The 21268-nt window shown below is 71.2% G+C and carries 17 protein-coding genes; 15 read left to right on the forward strand and 2 right to left on the reverse strand.

Annotated elements, in window-relative coordinates:
• Positions 1-63 precede the first annotated feature (63 nt).
• The 6 genes from dnaX (at position 64) to NFC98_RS05840 (ending at position 5100) form a co-directional block, all read left to right on the forward strand.
• Entirely contained in the window at positions 64-2061 is a 1998-nt protein-coding gene (gene dnaX / locus NFC98_RS05815) for a DNA polymerase III subunit gamma/tau (protein WP_254277171.1), read from the forward strand.
• 80 nt (positions 2062-2141) lie between these two features.
• On the forward strand, positions 2142-2468 hold the full coding sequence (locus tag NFC98_RS05820; protein WP_254277172.1) for a YbaB/EbfC family nucleoid-associated protein: 327 nt from the start codon (positions 2142-2144) through the stop codon (positions 2466-2468).
• A gap of 2 nt (positions 2469-2470) precedes the next feature.
• A complete protein-coding gene (recR, locus tag NFC98_RS05825) occupies positions 2471-3091 on the forward strand; it encodes a recombination mediator RecR (RefSeq protein ID WP_254277173.1) in 621 nt (206 codons plus the stop codon).
• Positions 3092-3125: 34 nt separating this feature from the next.
• Entirely contained in the window at positions 3126-4253 is a 1128-nt protein-coding gene (gene rnd / locus NFC98_RS05830; RefSeq protein WP_254277174.1) for a ribonuclease D, read from the forward strand.
• On the forward strand, positions 4250-4561 hold the full coding sequence (locus tag NFC98_RS05835; protein WP_254277175.1) for a YcgL domain-containing protein: 312 nt from the start codon (positions 4250-4252) through the stop codon (positions 4559-4561). The genes rnd and NFC98_RS05835 overlap by 4 nt, the downstream gene beginning before the upstream one ends.
• Before the next feature lie 92 nt (positions 4562-4653).
• Positions 4654-5100, forward strand: a complete 447-nt coding sequence (locus tag NFC98_RS05840; RefSeq protein ID WP_254277176.1) for a YcgN family cysteine cluster protein — start codon at positions 4654-4656, stop codon at positions 5098-5100.
• 20 nt (positions 5101-5120) lie between these two features.
• On the opposite strand, the gene NFC98_RS05845 is transcribed toward NFC98_RS05840, so the two are convergent.
• The gene (locus tag NFC98_RS05845; protein ID WP_254277177.1) at positions 5121-7226 is read right to left on the reverse strand and encodes a S9 family peptidase; all 2106 of its coding nucleotides are present in this window, start codon (positions 7224-7226) and stop codon (positions 5121-5123) included.
• A 63-nt stretch (positions 7227-7289) separates the two neighbouring features.
• Between NFC98_RS05845 and NFC98_RS05850 the strand changes: the two genes are divergently transcribed.
• The 9 genes from NFC98_RS05850 to NFC98_RS05890 all read left to right on the forward strand — a co-directional run bounded on the left by NFC98_RS05850 (position 7290) and on the right by NFC98_RS05890 (position 20212).
• Positions 7290-7709 carry a hypothetical protein gene (locus NFC98_RS05850; protein WP_254277178.1) on the forward strand — a complete coding sequence of 140 codons (420 nt, stop codon included), beginning with the start codon at positions 7290-7292 and terminating at the stop codon, positions 7707-7709.
• Between the two features lie 10 nt (positions 7710-7719).
• Positions 7720-9567 carry a vWA domain-containing protein gene (locus NFC98_RS05855; RefSeq protein ID WP_254277179.1) on the forward strand — a complete coding sequence of 616 codons (1848 nt, stop codon included), beginning with the start codon at positions 7720-7722 and terminating at the stop codon, positions 9565-9567.
• Positions 9560-10357 carry a class II glutamine amidotransferase gene (locus NFC98_RS05860; protein WP_254277180.1) on the forward strand — a complete coding sequence of 266 codons (798 nt, stop codon included), beginning with the start codon at positions 9560-9562 and terminating at the stop codon, positions 10355-10357. The genes NFC98_RS05855 and NFC98_RS05860 overlap by 8 nt, the downstream gene beginning before the upstream one ends.
• A 165-nt stretch (positions 10358-10522) precedes the next feature.
• Positions 10523-12205 (forward strand): AMP-binding protein, encoded by a 1683-nt coding sequence (locus NFC98_RS05865; RefSeq protein ID WP_254277181.1) that lies wholly within the window; start codon positions 10523-10525, stop codon positions 12203-12205.
• Between the two features lie 250 nt (positions 12206-12455).
• Positions 12456-16481, forward strand: coding sequence for an ATP-dependent RNA helicase HrpA (gene hrpA, locus NFC98_RS05870; protein ID WP_254277789.1), 4026 nt, complete (start codon positions 12456-12458; stop codon positions 16479-16481).
• A gap of 76 nt (positions 16482-16557) precedes the next feature.
• A complete protein-coding gene (locus NFC98_RS05875) occupies positions 16558-17679 on the forward strand; it encodes a beta-ketoacyl-ACP synthase III (RefSeq protein ID WP_254277182.1) in 1122 nt (373 codons plus the stop codon).
• Between the two features lie 46 nt (positions 17680-17725).
• A complete protein-coding gene (locus tag NFC98_RS05880) occupies positions 17726-18511 on the forward strand; it encodes a VacJ family lipoprotein (RefSeq protein WP_254277183.1) in 786 nt (261 codons plus the stop codon).
• 11 nt (positions 18512-18522) lie between these two features.
• Positions 18523-19716: a PP2C family protein-serine/threonine phosphatase gene (locus tag NFC98_RS05885; RefSeq protein ID WP_254277184.1), complete on the forward strand. Its 1194-nt coding sequence runs from the start codon at positions 18523-18525 to the stop codon at positions 19714-19716.
• Positions 19703-20212: an STAS domain-containing protein gene (locus NFC98_RS05890; RefSeq protein WP_254277185.1), complete on the forward strand. Its 510-nt coding sequence runs from the start codon at positions 19703-19705 to the stop codon at positions 20210-20212. Before NFC98_RS05885 ends, NFC98_RS05890 begins: the two co-directional genes overlap by 14 nt.
• Positions 20213-20279: 67 nt before the next feature.
• On the opposite strand, the gene tal is transcribed toward NFC98_RS05890, so the two are convergent.
• A complete protein-coding gene (tal, locus tag NFC98_RS05895; protein ID WP_254277186.1) occupies positions 20280-21218 on the reverse strand; it encodes a transaldolase in 939 nt (312 codons plus the stop codon).
• Positions 21219-21268: the final 50 nt, after the last annotated feature.

Raw genomic sequence — 21268 nt, forward strand, 5'->3', positions numbered from 1 at the left:
GTCGATCCCCGGCCACCGTCTCACCCCGTTGCCGTTCGCTTTACCGCAAGGATTCCGCGCTGCATGAGCTATCAGGTTCTGGCCCGCAAGTGGCGACCGCGTACCTTCCATGAACTGGTCGGCCAGGAGCATGTCCAGCGTGCGCTGGTGAATGCCCTGGACCAGGGCCGGCTGCATCACGCCTACCTGTTCACCGGTACCCGCGGGGTGGGCAAGACCACCCTGGCGCGAATCCTCGCCAAGTGCCTGAACTGCACGGCAAAGGGGTATGGCGACGAGGGCATCACCTCGACGCCCTGCGGCGAATGCGACAGCTGCCGGGCCATCGACGAGGGGCGCTTCGTCGACCTGATCGAGGTGGACGCCGCCTCGCGCACCAAGGTCGAGGACACCCGCGAGCTGCTCGACAACGTGCAGTACGCCCCGACCCAGGGGCGCTACAAGGTGTACCTGATCGACGAGGTGCACATGCTCTCCACCAGCAGCTTCAATGCGCTGCTCAAGACCCTGGAGGAGCCGCCGCCCCACGTGAAGTTCCTGCTGGCCACCACCGACCCGCAGAAGCTGCCCGCCACGGTGCTGTCGCGCTGCCTGCAGTTCACCCTCAAGCACATGCCCCCCGAGCGCATCGTCGACCACCTGGCCAGGGTGCTCGAGGCCGAGGCCGTACCCTTCGAGGAGAGCGCCCTGTGGCTGTTGGGCCGCGCCGCCGAGGGCTCCATGCGCGATGCCATGAGCCTCACCGACCAGGCCATCGCCTTCGGGCAGGGGCGGGTCGAGCATGCCGACGTGGCAGCCATGCTCGGCACCCTCGACCAGCGCCACGTGCTGGCGCTGGTCGAGGCCCTGGCCGAGGTGGACGCCGCCCGCCTGCTGGCCGAGGTGGCGGCGCTGGCGGAGCGCGCGCCCGACTTCGCCTCGGTGCTCGACGAGGTCACCGCCGTGCTCCACCGCCTGGCCATCGCCCAGATGGTGCCGGAGGCGCTGGACAACGGCCACGGCGACCGCGACGCCCTGCTGGCGCTCGCCGCACGCTTCACCGCCGAGGACGTGCAGCTCTACTACCAGATCGGCATCCAGGGGCGGGGCGACATGGAGCACGCCCCGGACCTGCGCAGCGCGCTGGAGATGACCCTGCTGCGCATGTTGGCCTTCCGCCCCCAGGGCGTGCCCCGGCCGGCGAAGACACCGCTGCCGCTGCGTGGCGACCCCGGGCGCCAGGGCGACCCAGGTGCCGATGCCGGCGCGGCAGCGGCGCCACCCGCCCGGGGCCCTGCCGCCGCGCCGGAGGTCCCTGCGCGAGATCCCGGCGCGGCGGCACCGGTTGCCTCTGCGCCGGCCCGGGCGGAACCCGAGCAGCCGGCGCCGGCCGCACCGGAGCCCGCCGAGCCGCCCGCGGCGATGGGGCCCGCCGCCGATGACGAGCCGCCGCCCTGGGTCGCGCAGGCGCCGGAACCGGAGCCGGAACCCCCGATGGCACCGCCCGTCGACGCTTCGGCATCCGTGGCCGGCCCCGCGGCGGGATCACCGGCGGGCACAGCCGAGGCTGAGTCCGAACCCGAGCAGGCGTCGGCGCCCGCCACGGCGGTCCCGTCACCGGCCGAGGCCGGCCCGCCCTCGGTGGCCCCCACCGAGGCGGCCGGGGCAAGGCCCCGGGAGGGCGTCTTCGGCCACGCCGACTGGCTGGCCGGCTTCGAGGCGCTGGGCCTCGGCGGGCTGACCCGTAACCTGGCCGCCAACTGCGTGGTCGAGGATGACGACGGCACGCGCCTGCAGCTGCGCCTCGACCCTTCGCTCTCGGCGATGAAGGCCGATATCCATATCGAGCGCATGCAGCAGGCCCTGGCCGAGCACGGCGTGGTCCGCCGGCTGGTCGTCGAGGAGGGGCCGCTTCCCGAGGCGGTCGAGACGCCCCGCCAGCAGGCCGAGCGCCTCGCCGCCCAGCGTCATGCCGAGGCGGTGGCGGCGCTGCACCGCGACCCCCACATCCAGAAGCTCCAGCAGGCCTTCGGGGCCCGGTTGATCGAATCCACGGTGAAGCCCGCCGCCGCGCGTCACTGACCGTGCGTCACTGAACGGCGGGTCACCGACGACGTCACAGACATCACACCATCACGACCACAGCAGAGAGAGGACTTCCCATGATGAAGGGTGGAATGGGCAACCTGATGAAGCAGGCCCAGGAGATGCAGGAGAAGATGCAGCGCATCCAGGAGGAGGTCGCCAAGGCCGAGGTCCAGGGCGCGGCCGGTGCCGGCATGGTCAAGGTCACCATGAACGGCCGCCACGACGTCAGCAAGGTCGACATCGACCCCAGCGTCATGGAAGAGGACAAGGAGCTGCTCGAGGACCTGCTCGCCGCCGCGGTGAACGACGCCGTGCGCAAGGTCGAGGCCAGCTCCAAGGCCAAGATGGAAGAGGCGACCGCCGGGCTGAACCTGCCGCCGGGCTTCAAGATGCCTTTCTGACGATGAGTTTTTCCCCCCTCGTCGAGAAACTGATGGAGTCGCTGCGGGTGCTGCCCGGCGTCGGGCCCAAGACGGCCCAGCGCATGGCCATGCACCTGCTCGAGCGCGACCGCGATGGCGGCCGCCGCCTGGCGAAGGTGCTGGACGAGGCGCTGGAGCGGGTCGGCTACTGCCGGCGCTGTCGGACCCTCACCGAGGAGGAGGTCTGCGCGCTGTGCGCCAGTGCCCGCCGCGACGACCGCCTGCTCTGCGTGGTGGAGTCGCCCGCCGACCAGCTGGCCATCGAGGACGCCGGCGGCTATCGCGGACGCTACTTCGTGCTCCACGGCCATCTCTCCCCGCTCGACGGCATCGGCCCCGAGGACATCGGGCTCGAGCAGCTCGAGGCCCTGGTCGCCGGGGGGGAGGCGGCCGCGGGCGGCGTGGAGGAGGTGATCCTCGCCACCAACCCCACGGTAGAGGGCGAGGCCACCGCCCACTACATCGCCGCCCAGCTCGCGCCCCACGGGGTGCGGCTCTCGCGGCTGGCCTATGGCGTCCCCATGGGTGGCGAACTCGAGTACGTGGACGGCGGCACCCTGAGCCGCGCCTTCAACGGCCGCCTGCCGTTCCTGGGCGAATGAGCCCCCTGACGATTCCCGACCTGCCGGAACCCCCATGCCCCTGACCCCCGATATTCGCTGGATCGATACCCCCGCCGCCCTGGATGACGCCTGTGCCGAGGTGGCCGGCGCCGAGGTGATCGCGCTGGACACCGAGTTCTTTCGCGAGAACACCTTCCATCCGGTGCCGGCGCTGATCCAGTTCTCCGCCGGCGGGCCGGCCTGGCTGGTCGACCCCCTGGAGGTGCCCTGCACCGAGGCCTTCCGGCGCCTGCTCGCCGAGGGGCCGCTCAAGCTGCTGCATGCGTCCAGCGAGGACCTCGAGGTCTTCGCCCACTGGGCGGGCGTGCCCCCCGCACCGCTGGTGGATACCCAGCTGGCCCAGGGACTGCTCGGCGAGACCCCCTCCATGGGCTACCAGAAGCTCGTCGAGCACTGGATCGGCGAGACCCTGCCCAAGGACGAGACGCGCTCCGACTGGCTGAAGCGGCCGCTCAGCGAGACCCAGAAGCAGTATGCGGCGCTGGACGTGGTCTACCTGGTGCAGGTCTGGGCGCGCCAGCGCGAGGCGCTGGAGCGCCTGGGTCGCATGGCCTGGCTGGAGGCGGACGGCGCCGAGCTGGTGGCCCAGGCGGCGCGAAGCGAGGCGGCGGACGGCCAGTGGTACCTGCGCCAGCGCCAGCTGTGGCGCCTGGCGCCGCGCCAGATCGAGGCCTACCGTCGGTTGACCACCTGGCGGGAGGGGGAGGCGCGGCGCCGCGACCTGCCGCGGGGCTGGCTGGTCCACGACCGGGTGCTCTACGCCATCGCCGAGGCGATGCCCGAGAACCGCTTCGAGCTGGCCAGCGTCGAGGGGGTCAAGCCGACCCTGATCAAGCGCGACGGCGACGACCTGTTGAGGCTGGTGGGCGAGGCGCGCCACGTGGACGAGGCCGAGCTGCCGCCGGCAATGCCGTCGCCCATGGCGCCGGCGTTCAAGCAGCGCTTCAAGGCGCTGAAGCGGGTGGTTGCCGCCGAGGCCGAGGCCCTGGGGCTGGCACCCGAGGTGCTGCTGCGCCGCCGCGACCTGGAGGCCCTGGTCACCGCCCACCTGGAATCCCAGCCGCTGCCGCTGCCCTCGGGCTGGCGCGGCGAGCGACTCAATGCGGGCCTGGTGAAGGCTCTGGAGGAACTGCCCCGATGAGTGACGACCGGATGCGCGGCGACAAGCTGCTCTGCCAGGTGTTCAAGAGCCCGCGCAAGGAGGAGATGTACCTCTACGTGGACAAGCGCGATGGCCTCTCCCGGGTGCCCGAGCCGCTGCTTGAGCGCTTCGGCAAGCCGCTGCCGGCGATGACTCTGATCCTGACCGGCGACAAGCGCCTGGGCCGGGCGAAGGCCGCCGACGTGATGGCAGCGATCCGCGACAAGGGTTTCTACCTGCAGATGCCCCCCGCCAAGGAGGAGTACCTGCTGGATCTCTATCGCACCCCCACCGAGGCGCGTTATTGATCCATCGCGCCCGACGCCGCGCGCTATTGATCCATCGCGCCCGACGCCGCGCGAAACCCGTTAATCGCGCCTGACGCCGCGGAGGAGACATCATGCGAGAACGGTTCTGGGAGCAGTACCCCCTGGAGGAGCTCACCGCCGAGGAGTGGGAGGCGCTCTGCGACGGCTGCGGCCAGTGCTGCCTGCTCAAGTTCCAGGACGAGGAGACCGGCGAGCTGGCGGTGCTCAACGTGGCCTGCGAGCTGCTGGATATCTCCAGCTGCCGCTGCAGCGACTACGCGAACCGCCTCGAGCGGGTGCCGGATTGCACGCAGCTGACGCCGGCGCGCATCGAGGAGTTTCGCTGGCTGCCGAAGTCCTGCGCCTATCGCCGGGTGGCGGAGGGGCGCAAGCTGGCCCGCTGGCACCCGCTGCTCTCGGGTGACCCCGAGCGGGTCCACCGCAAGGGCATCAGCGTGCGCAGCTTCGCCGTGTCTCGTCGCGAGGTCCCCGAGGAGGAGTACGAGGACCATATCATCGCGGTGATTCCCATCGATTGACGGGGCTTTCGCAAGAAGGGCTAGGCCTCGTGCCTTTCCACCCCCAGCGCCCACAGGATGAAGGCATCCTGGCGGGCGTTGTCGTGCCACGCCTTGAAGCGCCCCGAGGCGCCGCCGTGGCCGGCGGCCATGTCGGTACGCAGCAGCACCGGCCCCCTTGCGGTGCCCATCTCGGTGAGCCGGGCATAGAGCTTGGCGGGCTCCCAGTAGGGCACCCGGGTGTCGTGCCAGCTGCCCTGCAGGAACACCGTGGGCCAGGGCTGGGCGGCCAGGTTGTCCAGCGGCGAGTAGGCGTGGATGCGCCGGCGGGCGTCGGGCTCGTCGGGGTTGCCCCACTCGGTGTACTCGGCGGTGGTCAGCGGCAGGTCGGGATTCTCCATGGTGCGCAGCACGTCGACGAAGGGCACGTCGAGCACCGCGGCGCAGAAGCCTTCGGGCGCCAGGTTGAGGCTGGCGCCCACCAGCAGGCCCCCGGCGCTGGCGCCGTAGGCCGCGATGCGCTCGCCGTCGCTGATGCCCTGGTCGACCAGGGCGTCCCGGGCGGCCAGGAAGTCCCGGAAGCTGTTCTCCTTGTGCTCCAGCTTGCCGGCCAGGTACCAGGGCTCGCCGCGGTCGCCGCCCCCCCGCACGTGGGCCACCGCGAAGGCCACCCCCCGCGCCAGCAGCTCCAGCCGGGCCACCGAGAACCAGGGGTCCAGCACCTCGCCATAGGCGCCGTAGCCGTAGAGCAGGGTGGGCAGCGGGTGGCCCGCCAGGTCGGCGCGCATCACCACCGAGACGGGGATGCGCTCGCCGTCGTGGGAGATGGCCCAGAGCCGCTCGCAGGCGAGGGCCTCCGGCAGCAGGTCGCCGTGGATCGGCTGCTGCTTGAGCAGGGTCCGCTCGCCACTGTCCAGGTCGTGCTCGATCCAGCTCACCGGCAGCACGAAGGACTCCTCGCGCAGCCGCAGGCGCCGGGTGTCGAAGTGCGGGGCGTCGCCCAGCGCCAGGCTGCAGGGGGTCTCCGGCAGCGGCAGGCGCTCGTCGCGGACGATGGCGTGGTCGGCGTCCAGCTCGAGGACCCGCAGCCGCACCTGGGCCTCGTGATGGTCGCGCTCGGTCACCACCAGGCCCCAGTCGAAGGCGTCGACCCCCTCCAGGGTGTCGTCCTCGCGGTGGGCGATCAGCGGCTGCCAGCGGTCGGCGTCGGCGGCCTCCTCAAGGCGTGACTCCTCGAGGGTGTCGAGCCGGAAGTGGGTCGCCTGGCGGTTGTGCAGCACGTAGAAGCGGCCGGGGCGGTGGTCCAGGGCGAGCTCGACGCCGCTCTCGCGGGGGCGGAAGCAGCGGGGCGGGGTGGCCGGCGCCCGGGCGGGAATCAGGTGGCATTCGCTGGTGTCCTTGGAGGCACTCTCCAGCACCAGCCACTCCCGTGAGCGGGTCTTGCCGAGCCCGAGCCAGAACTCCGGGTCCTCCTCGCGCAGCACCAGCGATGGCGCCTCGGCCCTCGGCGTGCCGCCGGGCTGTACCACCAGCGGCAGGCGCCAGACGCTTTCGGGTCGCTGGGTGGCATCGTAGCGGGTGAAGAGCAGGGTGGCGTTGTCCTCGGCCCAGCTGAGCTCGGGGCCGATCTCCTCGAGCAGGCGGACCGGCTCGCCGTCGGGCAGCGCCTTGAGGAACAGTTCGAAGGTCTCGTCGCCGCGGGTGTCCTCCGTCCAGGCCAGCCAGCGCTCGTCCGGCGAGAGCGCCATGTCGCCCAGCTCCAGGAACTCGTGGGGCTCGGCGCGGGCCTGAAGGTCGAGGAAGCGCACTGCGCGGTCGGGCTTGCCGTTGGGGTGCCGCCACCACACCGGATAGTCGGCGTCGGCGGCCGTTTCGCTCCAGTAGGTGTAGTGGTCCAGGGGCGTGCGCAGGCCGTGGATGGCCAGCTCCCGGCGGGCCAGGTGGCCGTGGTAGAGGCGCTCGACCAGGTCATCCAGGGGAGCGAACCAGCGGGCGCAGGCGGCGTTGGCCTCCTCCAGGAAGGCGCCGACCTCGGGGTCGTCACGGTTCTCCAGCCAGTGCCATTCGGGGTCGTCGGGGCGACGGAAGCGGGGAGTCGGGGAGTCGGTAGCGGACGGGACGGAAGAACGGGGCGGCTGTGCTTTCATGGCGCGGGATGTACCATACTCCAACTGAACATGTGCGAGGTGGCGATGCCGATTACAGATTCGATGACCCTACTATGGCTGAGCTACGGGTTTTTGTCGCTGGTGGTGCTGCTCACCGGCTACCTGGGGTTAGCCTTCCTGCCGCGGCTGCTGCGGATTGTCATCACCTGGCTGGTGGCCGGGGTGATGTGGATGCCGGCGCGCTTCCGGCTGCCGCTGATCGAGGAGGGCGAATTCTACACGGGCTTCGCCCCGGCGGTGGTGGTGGCCCTGGTGGCCTTCCTGGAGCGCAACGCGGCGGTGATGCTGCCGGCCCTGCTGCTGGTGGCGGTGGGGGCCCTGGCCGGCACCGCCTTCGGGCTGCTGCTGTGGTGGCGGGGTCGCCACCGCGGCGACTATGTCGACATGGACGAGGATGACGCTCCTGCCCCCCGCCACCCGCGGGGTGGCGAAGGCGAGCGTCGGGAGCCGGTGATCGGCTAAGGAGCCGGGGATGGCCTGGTGTGGGAAGTGCCGTCGGGGACGCGGCGGCATCGCGCGACTGCTGCTGCTGGGCCTGCTGTCGCTGGTCGCCGCGACGGGGCTGGCTCAGCCCGTTGAGGAGCGCCCCGAGGTGCGGGTGATCATCGACGTCTCCGGCAGCATGCGCGCCAACGATCCCAACCAGCTCGCCGCCAGCGCCCTGGAGCTGCTGGCATCGCTGCTGCCCGCCGGTACCACCGCCGGGGTCTGGACCTTCGGCGAGCGGGTCGACAACCCGCTGCCGCCGGGCGAGGTGGACGCGGCCTGGCGCGAGCAGGCCGCGGCGTTGCGCCCGCGGCTGGTCGAGTATCAGCAGTACACCGACATCGAGGGGGCGGTGCAGGTGGCCTCCGAGGCCCCGGCCAACGGCTGGCGCCACCTGGTGCTGCTCACCGACGGCATGATCGACCTGCCGCCCGACCGCGGGGCCAAGCCGGCGGTGGACGAGGCCTCGCGTCGGGCGCTGCTCGAGGAGCTGGGGCCGCGCCTGGCCGACCAGGGGGTGGTGGTGCACGCCATCGCCTTCTCCGACGACGCCGACCTGGCCCTGGTCGAGCGGCTCGCCCAGTCCACCGGCGGCCTGCCGGCCCTGGCCGAGACCCCCGAGGGCCTGCTCGGCGCCTTCCTCGACATCGTCGAGCGCATCTTCCCCGCCGACCAGGTCCCCCTGGAGGCGGGGCGCTTCGTGATCGAACCCGGCGTCGAGGCCTTCACCGCGCTGCTCTTCCACGAGCCCGACGGCGAACCGCTTGCCCTGGAGGCCCCGGACGGCACCGTCTACCGGGCCGACGACCCGCCGCCCGGCGGGCAGTGGCAGGTGGAGCCGCGCTTCGACCTGATCCGCGTGCCAGACCCCGCCGCCGGCGAGTGGCGTCTGGAGGGCGAGATCGCCTCCGACAGCCGTATCGGCGTGACCTCCTCCCTGACCCTGCGCACCGGCGATCTGCCGGCGACCCTCTACCTGGGCTTCCCGGTGCCGGTGGAGGCCTGGCTGGAGCGTGCCGGCGAGCCCTATGGCGCCGAGCTCGAGTCGCTGGCGCTGCACGTGGAGCTGCGGGACCCGGAGAACGAGGTGCTGGCGGCCCTGCGGCTGCAGCCTCGCGGCGAGCGCTTCGTCGGCGAGCTGCCGGCGCCGGCGCTGGTGGGCGGCGCCCGCCTGCTGATCCGGGCGGAGGCCGACGGCCTCACCCGCCAGCGCTGGCAGGCGGTCAACGTGCTGCCGGCCATCGCCGCGCGCCACGAGCCGGCCGCCTCCCGGGTGGTGCTCGAGGCCGAGCACCCGGACCTGGACCACGACAATACCGAACTGGCGGCGGAGCTGGCCGGCGAGCGCCTGGCCGCCGAGGCGGTGGGCGAGCGGCGCTGGCACATCGAGCTGCCGCCGCTGGATGACAGCATCAGCCAGCCGCTGCTGCTGGCGGCCCGGGTCACCCTGGACGGCGATACCCGCGACATTCGCCTGCCCCGGCTGCTGCTCTTCCCCGAGGCACAGACCGGCCTGGGCCTGGCCCGGGACGCCGAGGGCCGCCCCCTGGCCGAGCGCTTCCACGAGGACCTCGACACCGGGCGCCGGGGCGGGGCGATGCCCGACAGCGCCGCCGACCGCTTCGTGGCCTTCGTCAACGACCTGCCGGCGCAGGCCAGGGCCCTGTGGCAGGCGGGATGGCCCGGCGTACAGCGGCTCGCCGAGGCCCATGGCCGCGACCCGCGCCTCTGGGCGGTCGGCCTGGCGTTGCTGCTGCTGATCGTGATTCTCCTGGCGGTGCGGCGCTCGCGTCGCACCCGCCGGGTCGTGCACCGGGAGGAACCCCATGTGTGAACTGCTGGGCATGAGTGCCAACGTGCCCACCGACATCTGCTTCAGCTTCACCGGCTTCCTGCATCGCGGCGGCGGCACCGGGCCGCATCGCGACGGCTGGGGCATCGCCTTCTACGAGGAGGGGGGCTATCGCGACTTCCGCGATCCCCACCCCTCGGTGGGGTCGCCCATCGCCCGGCTGATCACCGACTACCCGATCAAGTCGAACATTGTCATCAGCCATATCCGCCAGGCCAATGTCGGCCAGGTGCGGCTGGCCAATACCCACCCCTTCGTGCGCGAGATGTGGGGGCGCCCCTGGTGCTATGCCCACAATGGCCAGTTGGACGGCTGGCGGGGGATGCCGCTTACCTACTACCGCCCCATCGGCGACACCGACAGTGAGCACGCCTTCTGCTGGCTGCTGGGCGAGCTGCGCAGCCGCTTTCCCGAGCGACCGACAAGCGATGCCGAGCGCCAGGGGCTGTGGCGACTGCTTCACCAGCTCTGCGAGCGGCTGCGCGGCCTCGGGGTCTTCAACCTGCTGCTGGCCGACGGCGACTACCTCTACACCTTCTGCTCTACCAAGCTGGCGCACATCACCCGCCGGGCGCCGTTCGGGCGGGCGAGCCTGTCGGACGCCGAGCTCACGGTGAACTTCGCCGAGCACACCACGACCCGGGATATCGTCTCGGTGATCGCCACCGAGCCGCTCACCGACAACGAGGCCTGGGAGCGCATGGCGCCCGGTGATCTGCTGGTCTGGCGGGACGGGGTGATCCAGGCGCGCATCGGCCAGCGGGCCGCCTGAGCGGCTCGCATGCCCCTCCGTCATGGGGCGAGGGCGGTGCCGGTCGGCAGGCAAACAAGGGTTTCAATCGACCGTTTTACAGCGTGGGCCCGCCGGTATAAGGTAGGGCCCCGGGACAACAAGAAGCGTCGATGATCCATCGGCAACATCGCGGAGACTACGCCTATGAGTGAGCATGCCAACGCCCCGATCCTGTCCGGCCCCGAGCTCACGGGGCTGGAGGAGTACCACGCGGTCACCGATGTCTTCCATGCCGCCGTGAAGCGCTACGCCGACCGGCCCGCCTTCTCGTGCATGGGGCAGACCCTCACCTTCGCCGACCTGGATCGCCTCTCCGGCGACTTCGCCGCCTGGCTGCAGCACGAGACCACGCTGCAGCCGGGGGACCGCATCGCCATCCAGCTGCCCAACGTGCTGCAGTTCCCGGTCGCGGTGTTCGGCGCCATGCGCGCCGGGCTGGTGGTGGTGAACACCAACCCGCTCTACACCGAGCGGGAGATGGCCCACCAGTTCAAGGACTCCGGCGCCCGGGCGATCGTGATCCTCGCCAACATGGCCGACAAGCTCGAGAAGGTCCTCGACCGCACCGACATTCAGCACGTGGTGGTCACCCAGCTCGGCGACCTGCACGGCTTTCCCAAGCGCCCGCTGATCAACGCCGTGGTCAAGTACGTCAAGAAGATGGTGCCCCCGTTCCGGCTGCCCGGCCACACGCCCTTCCGCCAGGCGCTCAAGGAGGGGGCGGCACGCCAGCACCGCGAGGTCCCCCGCGAGCTCGACGACATTGCCGCGCTGCAGTACACCGGGGGCACCACGGGCCTGGCCAAGGGCACCATGCTCACCCATCGCAACCTGGTGGCCAACATGCTGCAGGCCGGCCAGGCCATCGGGCCGGGCCTCAACAACGGCGAGGAGGTGGTGATCGCGCCGCTGCCGGTCTACCACATCTATACCTTCACGGTGAACTGCCTGTTCCTGATGGAGACCGGCAACCACTCGATCCTGATCACCAACCCCCGCGACCTGCCCAACTTCGTCAAGGAGCTGAAGAGCCTGCCGTTCACCGCCTTCATCGGCCTGAACACCCTGTTCAACGCCCTGTGCAACCGTGAGGACTTCCGCGCGCTGGACTTCTCCAGGCTGCACCTGACCATCTCCGGCGGCATGGCGCTGACCAAGGCGGCGGCGGACCGCTGGAAGGAGGTCACCGGCTGCGATATCGCCGAGGGCTACGGGCTCACCGAGACCTCGCCGGTGGTCAGCTTCAACCCGGTGGATGCCATCCAGATCGGCACCATCGGCAAGCCGGTGGCCGGCACCCGGGTCAAGGTGGTGGACGCCGACGGCAATGACCTGCCCTTCGGCGAGCCGGGCGAGCTCTGCGTGCAGGGCCCCCAGGTGATGAAGGGCTACTGGAACCGCGACGACGAGACCATCAAGGTGATCGACGACGACGGCTGGTTCCACACCGGCGACATCGCCGTGCTCCAGGACGATGGCTACATCCGCATCGTCGACCGCAAGAAGGACATGATCCTGGTCTCGGGCTTCAACGTGTACCCCAACGAGGTCGAGGACGTCGTCGCCACCCACCCCGGCGTGCTGGAGTCCGCCGCGGTGGGGGTGGCCGACGAGGCCAGCGGCGAGGCGATCAAGCTGTTCGTGGTGCCCCGCGGCGATGACCTCGACCCCGAGGAGCTGCGCGCCTGGTGCAAGAAGGAGATGACCGGCTACAAGGTGCCCAAGTACGTGGAGCTGCGCGACGAGCTGCCCAAGACGAATGTGGGGAAGGTACTGCGCCGCCAGCTGCGCGATGAAGAGCGCGAGAAGGCCAAGACGGCCGGCTAGCCAGCGCGCTGCCCAAGACGCTCACATGTGCGGGAAGTGCTGCGCCGCCAGCTGCGTGACGAGGAGCGCGAGAAGGCCAAGGCCGCCTCCTGAGCGCTGGCCCGGCGATAGTCTGGCGGGCCGGACATCATAGCCAGTTTCAATGGCCTCGATTAGGCGCCGCCACGACCGCGGCGTTACAATGGACTGCCCGCCACGGCCACCGTGGCGGGCAGTTTCCTTTCCTTCTTACGGAGTCGCCGTGTCCGACGTGCCCACTGCCGCTTCCTCCACCGACACCGCCCCCCTGGCCGCCGCCGAGCGCCTGCGGGCCCTGCAGCGTGGCCTGGAGGATGCCATGCTGCGCGACCTGCCGACGCTGGAGAAGCGCCTGCGCGGGCTCGCGCGGCGGGTCCGGGAGGGCAAGCCGGTGGACCGCGGGCTGGCCGAGGTCGAGAAGGCCCTGGCGCGCTCCCGCGGGCTGGTGGCCCGGCGCCGCGAGCGCCCGGTCACCCTCGACTACCCGCCGTCGCTGCCGGTGGTCGAGCGTCGCGAGGAGATCCTCGCCGCCCTGCGTGACCACCAGGTGGTGGTGGTGGCCGGCGAGACCGGCTCCGGCAAGACCACCCAGCTGCCCAAGCTCTGCCTGGAGCTGGGGCTGGGGCGTCGCGGGCTGATCGGCCACACCCAGCCGCGCCGCCTGGCGGCGCGCTCGGTGGCCACGCGGCTGGCCGAGGAGATGGCCGTGCCGCTGGGCGACCAGGTGGGCTACCAGGTGCGCTTCACCGACCAGAGCGGCGACGACACCCTGGTCAAGCTGATGACCGACGGCATCCTGCTGGCCGAGACCCGCCACGACCCGGACCTGCGCCGCTACGAGGCGATCATCATCGACGAGGCCCACGAGCGCAGCCTCAATATCGACTTCCTGCTCGGCTACCTGAAGCGGCTCACCGCCCGGCGCCCCGACCTCAAGGTGATCATCACCTCGGCGACCATCGACGTGGAGCGCTTCGCCGAGCACTTCGGCAACCGCGACGCCCAGGGCGAACCGCGGCCGGCGCCGGTGGTGGAGGTCTCGGGCCGCACCTACCCGGTGGAGGTCCACTACCGTCCGCTGGTGCGGGAGGCCGACGACGAGGAGGATCGCACCCTGCAGGAGGGCATCCTCCATGCGGTGGAGGAGGTCGAGCGCATCGAGCGCGAGAAGCGCTGGTTCCACGGGCCGCGCGACATCCTGGTGTTCCTGCCCGGCGAGCGAGAGATCCGCGAGACCGCCGACACCCTGCGCCGCGCGGACCTCCGGGGCACCGAGATCCTGCCGCTCTATGCCCGGCTCTCCAACGCCGAGCAGAACCGGGTCTTCGCCCCCCACGCCGGGCGGCGCATCGTGCTCTCCACCAACGTGGCCGAGACCTCGCTGACCGTGCCCGGCATCCGCTACGTGATCGACCCGGGCCTGGTGCGCATCAGCCGCTACAGCTACCGCTCGAAGATCCAGCGCCTGCCGGTGGAGCCGATCAGCCAGGCCAGCGCCGACCAGCGCAAAGGGCGCTGCGGCCGGGTCGCCGAGGGGGTCTGCATCCGCCTCTACGACGAGGAGGACTTCCTCTCCCGGTCCGCCTTCACCGACCCGGAGATCCGGCGCACCAACCTGGCCTCGGTGATCCTCTCGATGCTGTCGTTGAAGCTCGGTGACATCGAGGCCTTCCCCTTCGTCGACCCGCCCGACTCGCGCTTCGTCAGCGACGGCTTCCGGCTGCTCTTCGAGCTGGGTGCGGTGGACGCCGGCAACCGGCTGACGCCCATCGGGCGCAAGCTGTCGCGGCTGCCCATCGACCCGCGCCTGGCGCGCATGGTGCTGGCCGGAGCCGAACAGGGCGGGCTGCGCGAGGTGCTGATCGTGGTCGCCGGCCTGGCGGTCCAGGACCCCCGCGACCGCCCGGCCGACAGGCGCCAGGCGGCCGACCAGGCCCACCGGCGCTGGCAGGACCCGGATTCCGACTTCATGGCCCTGCTCAACCTGTGGGACGGCTTCGAGGCGGCCCGGGAGACGCTATCCGGCAACCGGCTGCGCCGCTGGTGCAAGGACCACTACCTGAACTACCTGCGCCTGCGCGAGTGGCACGACACCTTCCGCCAGCTGCGCCAGCTGCTGCGCGACATGGAGATCGAGGTGCCGCCGCCGGCGCCGTGGCCCGCCCCCGAGGAGGGCGACCCGGAGCAGGCGCGCCAGGAGGCCCGCCGCCGCCACGCCGCCACCCTGCATCGGGCGCTGCTGCCGGGGCTGCTGTCGCACCTGGGGCTTGCCACCGAGAACCGCGAGTACCTGGGGGCACGCAACCGCAAGTTCGTGATCCACCCGGGCTCCGGCCTGGCGAAGAAGTCGCCCAAGTGGCTGATGGCCTTCGAACTGGTCGAGACCACCCGGCTCTTCGCCCGCACCGTGGCGAAGATCGACCCTCAGTGGATCGAGCCGGTGGCCGACCACCTGGTCAAGCGCAGCTACGCCGAGCCCCACTGGGAGATGAAGCGCGCCCAGGTGGTGGCCAGCGAGCAGGTGACCCTGTTCGGCCTGCCCATCGTCGCCGGGCGCCGGGTGCACTATGGCCCCATCGCCCCCGCCGAGGCCCGCGAGCTGTTTATCCGGCGGGCGCTGGTGGAGGGCGAGTTCCGCACCCGCGGCGCATTCTTCGCTCACAACCGGGCGCTGGTCGAGGAGGTCGAGGACCTCGAGGATCGCGCGCGGCGTCGCGACATCCTGGTGGACGAGGAGACGCTCTTCGCCTTCTACGACGAGCGCCTGCCCGAGGGGATCCACAACGGCAAGGGCTTCGAGGCGTGGCGCAAGCAGGCCGAGGCGTCGGACCCCGACGTGCTCAAGTTCGACCGCGCCGCGCTGCTGGCCCGGGAGGCCAGCGAGGTCACCCAGGCCGACTACCCGGACGAGCTGGTGCTCGGCGGGGTGCGCTATCCGCTGGCCTATCACTTCTCGCCCGGCGCGCCGGACGATGGCGTTACCCTCACCGTGCCGGCGGCGATGCTGCCCCAGCTTCCCCTGGCGCGGCTCGAGTGGCTGGTGCCGGGGCTGCTGCGCGAGAAGTGCATCGCGCTGATGAAGTCGCTGCCCAAGGCGGTGCGTCGCCAGGTGGTGCCGATTCCCGACTGGGTGGATGCCGCCCTTGAGGCGCTGGTACCCGACGACGTGCCGCTCACCGAGGCGCTGGGCGAGTTCCTGCGCCGCCGCACCGGCGTGCGCGTCCACCCCGACGACTGGCAGCTCGACCAGCTCGAGCCGCACCTGGTGATGAACCTCAAGGTGGTCGGCCACGACGGCAGCGTGCTGGGCCAGGGCCGCGATGCCCGGGAGCTGGAGCGGCGCTTCGAGGCGGCGGCGGGGCAGGGCGCCCGGGCCCTGGCCGAGGAGGCGCGCCTGGAGGCCCCGGTGGCGGGCCTGCCCGAGGCGCCGCTGCCCGAGTCGCGGGTCACTTCCCAGGCGGGCATCCGGGTGGAGGCCTACCCGGCCCTGGTGCCCGACGGCGAGGCCTTCCGGGTGGAGCTCTTCGACCATCCCGACAAGGCCCGCGAGGCCCACCGCGATGGCGTGGTCCGGCTGGCCAGGCAGCGCCTGCCCGAGGTGGTGCGGGCCATCGAGCGCCTCAAGGGGCTCGAGACCTGCGCGTTGCTGTTCGCCAAGGTGGGCAGCAAGCGCCAGCTCGGCGAGGACCTGGTCACTGCGGTGTTCCGCCAGGGGGTCGCGGTGTCGCCCCTGCCGCGCTCGGCGGGTGAGCTCGAGGCCCGCCTGGCCGAGGCCCGCGAGGCGCTGGTGCCCCTGGCCGAGGCGCACCTGGCCACCCTGGAGGCGGCGCTCAAGGGCCACCTGGCGGTGACCAAGGCGTTGAAGGGCAACCTCAGCCTGGCCTTGGCGCTGGTATACAGTGACCTCAAGGCCCAGATGGCGCGGCTGGTCCACCCCGGCTTCATCAGCGAGGCGGGGGAGTGGCTCGAGGAGTACCCGCGCTACATGGAGGCGGCGCTGATCCGCCTGGAGAAGGCCCCCCGCGAGCGCATGCGCGACCAGATGCACATGCAGGAGGTCCAGGCGTTCGAGGCGCGCCTGGCCGCCCGCCGCGAGAGCGAACGCCGCGGCGGCATCGACGACCCGGCGCTGGTGGCGTTCGGCTGGTGGATCGAGGAGCTGCGCGTGTCGCTCTTCGCCCAGCAGCTGGGCACGAAATTCCCCGTCTCCGTCAAACGCCTGGAGAAGCGCTGGGCGGAGCTCACCGGCCGCGCCTGAGCGGGGCCGGCAGCGAATCACTGGCCACCGCCGACGCGGTGGTCCGGGCGGCCTGGCCGCGACAAGGGAGAACAGCATGAACCAAGTGGTGATCACCGGCACGGGACTCTTCACGCCGGAGCACGCCATCGACAACGACGCCCTGGTGGCCTCGTTCAACGCCTGGGTGGATGCGGAGAACGCGCATCACGCCGAGGCCATCGCCGCCGGCGAGCGCGAGCCGCTGGCCCACTCCAGCAGCGAGTTCATCGTCAAGGCCTCGGGCATCCACAGCCGCTACGTGCTGGACGCCGAGGGGATCCTCGACCCGACGCGCATGCGCCCGAAGCTGCGCGAGCGCGGCAACGACGAGCCGTCGATCCAGTGCGAGATGGGCGTCAAGGCCGCCGGCCAGGCGCTGGAGGCGGCCGGTGTCGCCGCCGGCGACATCGACCTGGTGATCGTCGGCTGCTCCAACCTGGAGCGCCCCTACCCGGCGGTGGCGGTGGAGCTGCAGGCGGCGCTGGGTGCCGGCGGCTACGCCTTCGACATGAACGTGGCCTGCTCATCGGCGACCTTCGCCATCGAGACCGCGGCCAACGCCATCCGCGCCGGCAGCGCGCGGCGCGCCCTGGTGGTCAACCCGGAGATCTGCTCGGCGCACCTCAACTTCCGCGACCGCGACAGCCACTTCATCTTCGGCGATGCCTGTACCGCCATCGTGCTGGAGAGCGATGCCGTGGCCAGCGCCGGGACGCGCTTCGAGATCCTCGGCACGCGCCTGGTGACCCGCTTCTCCAACGCCATCCGCAACAATGCCGGCTTCCTCAACCGGGTCACCGACGCCGACCCCGGGGCCGTGGACAAGCTCTTCGTGCAGGAGGGGCGGCGGGTGTTCAAGGAGGTCTGTCCCATGGTGGCGGCACTGATCACCGACCACCTGGCGAGTCTCGAGCTCGCCGGCGACGACCTGTCCCGGCTCTGGCTGCACCAGGCCAACCGCCACATGAACGACCTGATCGCCCGCCGGGTGCTGGGCCACGAGCCGAGCGAGACCCAGGCGCCGATCATCCTCGATCGCTACGCCAACACCAGCTCGGCGGGCTCGATCATCGCCTTCCACCTGCATCGCGCCGATCTCGCCGCCGGCGACACCGGGGTGATCTGCTCCTTCGGCGCCGGCTACAGCGCCGGCAGCGTGGTGGTGCGGCGTGCCTGACGCGATCAAAGGCCGCCCGGCGGCCCCCATGGACAAGGAGACCGGCATGACCCATCAGCACAGGGAAGGGCGCGCGGGGCGTCGGCCTGGGCGCCTCGTGGCGGCCCTGCTCGCCGTGGCCCTGCTTGGCGGCTGCGCCACCACCGCCGCCGTGGAGGAGCGCCACCCCGACGACCCCTGGGAGGGCTTCAACCGTCGGGTGTTCGCCTTCAACGACGCCGTGGATCGGGCGGTGCTCAAGCCCACGGCGCGCGGCTACCGGGCGGTCACCCCGCAGCCGGTCCAGACCGGCGTGGGCAACTTCTTCTCCAACCTGGGGGAGCCGCGCACGGCGGTCAACAGCCTGCTGCAGGGCAAGCCGGGCAACGCCGGCATCGCCCTGTCGCGCTTCGTGATCAACACCACGGTGGGGATCGGCGGGCTCTGGGACTTCGCCACCCACATGGAGATCACCGGCCGCGAGGAGGACTTCGGCCAGACCCTGGCGGTGTGGGGCTGGGAGGAGTCGCGCTACCTGGTGCTGCCGCTGCTGGGGCCGAGCACCCTGCGCGACACCGGCGGCCTGCCCGCCGATGCCGTGACCTACCCGCTCTACTACCTGAACGATGCGGAACTGGAGATCGCGCTGACGGCGCTGCGGATCGTCGACATGCGCGCCGGGCTGCTCGACCAGGAGGAGCTGATCCGCGGCGATCGCTACAGTTTCATCCGTGACGCCTGGCTGCAGCGGCGCCGCTTCGAGGTCAACGATGGCGCGATGGGCGACGATCCCTTCGCCGGCGAGGACTTCGAGTTCGACGATGCCGATTTCGATGACGCCTTCTCCGATTGAGGCCTGATGCCATGGACCGACCCAAGCAGCTGATCGGTGTGATCGATGTCCCGGGCAAGGCCCGGGACGCCCTGGCCGAGACCATCGCCCGGGATGGCCTGGCGGTGTTCGCCGCCGACCGGGCCGACGAGCTGCCGGCCGATGTTGCCCTGGTGGTGGCCCATGCCCGGGCGGTCCCGAGCGAGGACTGGGCCGCGCTGAATGCCCGCCTGCCGACCCTGGTGGTCAGCGATAGCCGCGTCGAGCCCGAGCTGATCGAGGCGGTGGATGCGGGCCTGGTCGACTACATCGTCGACCCGCTGCGCCACGGCCAGCTGCTGCGCCGGATGATCCGCAAGGCGATCGAGCTGCACCGGCTGGCCGAGGAGCGACGCCGCGACCAGGTGCGCCTGGAGGAGCTCAACGAGAACCTGGAGACTCACCTGGCCATGCTGCGCCTCGACCAGCAGGCCGGCAGCCAGATCCAGCGCAAGCTGTTGCCGCCGCGCCCCCAGGCCACCGGCGGGGTCGCCTGCGACTACTGGTTGGCGCCCTCGCTCTATCTCTCCGGGGACTTCCTCGACTTCCAGCGCTACGACGACCGCTACCTGCTCTTCTACTTCGCCGATGTCTCCGGCCACGGGGCCTCCTCGGCCTTCGTCACCGTGCTGCTCAAGTACCTGGCCAACCGCTGGCTGACCGAGTGGGACGGCCAGGCGCCGGAGGCCCTGGCGCCCCACTGGCTGGGCGAGCTCAATCGGGAACTGCTGGACACCGGCATCGGTAAGCATGCGACCCTGTTCGTCGGGGTCATTGACCTGGAGCGCCGCTATCTGCACTATTCGCTGGGCGCACAGCTGCCCATGCCGGTGCTGGTGGCGGATGGCGAGGCCCATTTCCTGCCGGGGGAGGGCATGCCGGTGGGGCTGTTCCCGGCTGTCGGCTACCCCTCGCTGGGGTGTCCGCTGCCGGAGAACTTCCGCCTGTGGCTGTGTTCCGATGGGATACTGGAGTGCCTGCCGGGCGATACGCTCGACATGCGGCTCAGGGAACTCGAGCGGCGGGTCCGGGCCAGCGAGACGCTGGACGACCTGCGGGGTAGCCTGGAACTGGGCGACCTGCCCGACGACGACGAAGCCGTCGTCGAGGATGGGCCAGGGCATGAAGCGCTGCCCGATGACCTGACGATCATGATGTTGAGCGGATTTGGCCATGCTGATTCATGAAGGACGCATCAAGGCGGCATTCGACGCCGGAGTCTTCGTCCTGAAGCTCTATGGCGACGTGCGCCTGACGCTGTGTGCCACCCTGGACCGCCAGGCGCAGCAGCTCGCCGAGACGCCGGGCCTGCAGACGCTGATCATCGACCTGCGCGATGCCACCAACGTCGACTCCACCGCGCTGGGCTTCCTGGCCAAGGTGGCCATGGCGGTGCAGGGTCGGCTGGCCGAACGGCCGACCATCGTCGCCGACCACCCCGATGTCCAGCGCATGCTCGATGTCATGGGCTTCGCGCGCTACTTCACCCTGGTGGAGTCGCCCATCACCGAGACCTGCGAGCTCTGTGACCTTCCCGAGGTGCCCGCGGACGTCGAGGAGACCCGCCGCCGCATCCTCGAGGCGCACCGCATCCTGATGCGCATGAACGAGCACAACCGCGAGGAGTTCCAGCCGCTGGTGGAGATGCTCGAGGCCCAGGAGGCCGCCTCTCACCACCACTGAACTCCCTCGCCATCCCGGGTCCGGTGCGCCCTGCGGGAGCCGGGCGCTGCCGGCTCCCGGCGATGGGTCACCCCCGGCGCAGCTCGCCGAGCAGCGCCTCCAGCTTGCGCTGGTCCTCCATGAACTTGCGAATGCCCTCGGCCAGCTTCTCGGTGGCCATGGCGTCCTCGTTGAGCTGCCAGCGGAAGTCGGCCTCGTCGAGGGGCTCGGGGGCCCGGGTCTCGGCATCCAGCGGGGCGAGGCGGCGCTCGAGGGTGCCGCGGGTCTCGGCCAGCTCGCCGAGCAGGGCCGGGGAGATGGTCAGGCGATCGCAGCCGGCCAGGGCGAGGATCTCGCCGCTGTTGCGAAAGCTGGCCCCCATCACGACGGTCTCGTAGCCGTGGCCCTTGTAGTGCTCGTAGATCTGCCGGACCGAGCGCACGCCGGGGTCCCGGTCGCCGCCGAAGTCTGCATCCGGTGCCTTCGCCTTGTGCCAGTCGAGGATACGCCCCACGAAGGGCGAGACCAGCGTCACCCCGGCATCGGCGCAGGCCTGGGCCTGGGCGAAGCTGAACAGCAGGGTCAGGTTGGTGTGGATGCCTTCCCGCTCCAGCTGGCGGGCGGCGCGGATGCCTTCCCAGGTGGCGGCGACCTTGATCAGGATACGCTCGGGGCCCACGCCGTGGCGGCCGTAGCGCTCGATCAGCGCGCGGGCCCGGGCCAGGGAGGCGTCGGTGTCGAAGGAGAGCCGGGCGCTCACCTCGGTAGAGACATAGCCCGGCACCAGGGCGCTGATCTCGCTGCCGATCTCCACCGCCACGGCGTCCAGGGCATCGTCGATGTCGGCGGCCTGGCGGGCGATCTCGGCCAGGCGCTCGCGGCGCTCGGGCTGCTGGGCGGCCTGCAGGATCAGCGACGGGTTGGTGGTGGCATCGGTGGGTTCGAACCGGCGGATGGCGTCGATGTCGCCGGTGTCGGCGACCACGGTGGTCATCTGGCGGAGTTGCGAAAGCAGGTCGTCGGCCATGGGGCGGCTCCTGATGGAATCGAGCCTGCCACTTTAGCAAGCCCGCCCGA

Source organism: Halomonas sp. 3H (genome assembly GCF_024206005.1).
Classification (GTDB): Bacteria; Pseudomonadota; Gammaproteobacteria; order Pseudomonadales; family Halomonadaceae; genus Halomonas; species Halomonas campaniensis.

Excerpts from the sequence above, each read along its gene's own strand:
- dnaX (WP_254277171.1), top strand. The coding sequence starts at position 64 with ATGAGCTATCAGGTTCTGGCCCGCAAGTGGCGACCGCGTACCTTCCAT.
- NFC98_RS05820 (WP_254277172.1), top strand. The coding sequence starts at position 2,142 with ATGATGAAGGGTGGAATGGGCAACCTGATGAAGCAGGCCCAGGAGATG.
- recR (WP_254277173.1), top strand. The coding sequence starts at position 2,471 with ATGAGTTTTTCCCCCCTCGTCGAGAAACTGATGGAGTCGCTGCGGGTG.
- rnd (WP_254277174.1), top strand. The coding sequence starts at position 3,126 with ATGCCCCTGACCCCCGATATTCGCTGGATCGATACCCCCGCCGCCCTG.
- NFC98_RS05835 (WP_254277175.1), top strand. The coding sequence starts at position 4,250 with ATGAGTGACGACCGGATGCGCGGCGACAAGCTGCTCTGCCAGGTGTTC.
- NFC98_RS05840 (WP_254277176.1), top strand. The coding sequence starts at position 4,654 with ATGCGAGAACGGTTCTGGGAGCAGTACCCCCTGGAGGAGCTCACCGCC.
- NFC98_RS05845 (WP_254277177.1), bottom strand. The coding sequence starts at position 7,226 with ATGAAAGCACAGCCGCCCCGTTCTTCCGTCCCGTCCGCTACCGACTCC.
- NFC98_RS05850 (WP_254277178.1), top strand. The coding sequence starts at position 7,290 with ATGACCCTACTATGGCTGAGCTACGGGTTTTTGTCGCTGGTGGTGCTG.
- NFC98_RS05855 (WP_254277179.1), top strand. The coding sequence starts at position 7,720 with ATGGCCTGGTGTGGGAAGTGCCGTCGGGGACGCGGCGGCATCGCGCGA.
- NFC98_RS05860 (WP_254277180.1), top strand. The coding sequence starts at position 9,560 with ATGTGTGAACTGCTGGGCATGAGTGCCAACGTGCCCACCGACATCTGC.
- NFC98_RS05865 (WP_254277181.1), top strand. The coding sequence starts at position 10,523 with ATGAGTGAGCATGCCAACGCCCCGATCCTGTCCGGCCCCGAGCTCACG.
- NFC98_RS05875 (WP_254277182.1), top strand. The coding sequence starts at position 16,558 with ATGAACCAAGTGGTGATCACCGGCACGGGACTCTTCACGCCGGAGCAC.
- NFC98_RS05880 (WP_254277183.1), top strand. The coding sequence starts at position 17,726 with ATGACCCATCAGCACAGGGAAGGGCGCGCGGGGCGTCGGCCTGGGCGC.
- NFC98_RS05885 (WP_254277184.1), top strand. The coding sequence starts at position 18,523 with ATGGACCGACCCAAGCAGCTGATCGGTGTGATCGATGTCCCGGGCAAG.
- NFC98_RS05890 (WP_254277185.1), top strand. The coding sequence starts at position 19,703 with ATGCTGATTCATGAAGGACGCATCAAGGCGGCATTCGACGCCGGAGTC.
- tal (WP_254277186.1), bottom strand. The coding sequence starts at position 21,218 with ATGGCCGACGACCTGCTTTCGCAACTCCGCCAGATGACCACCGTGGTC.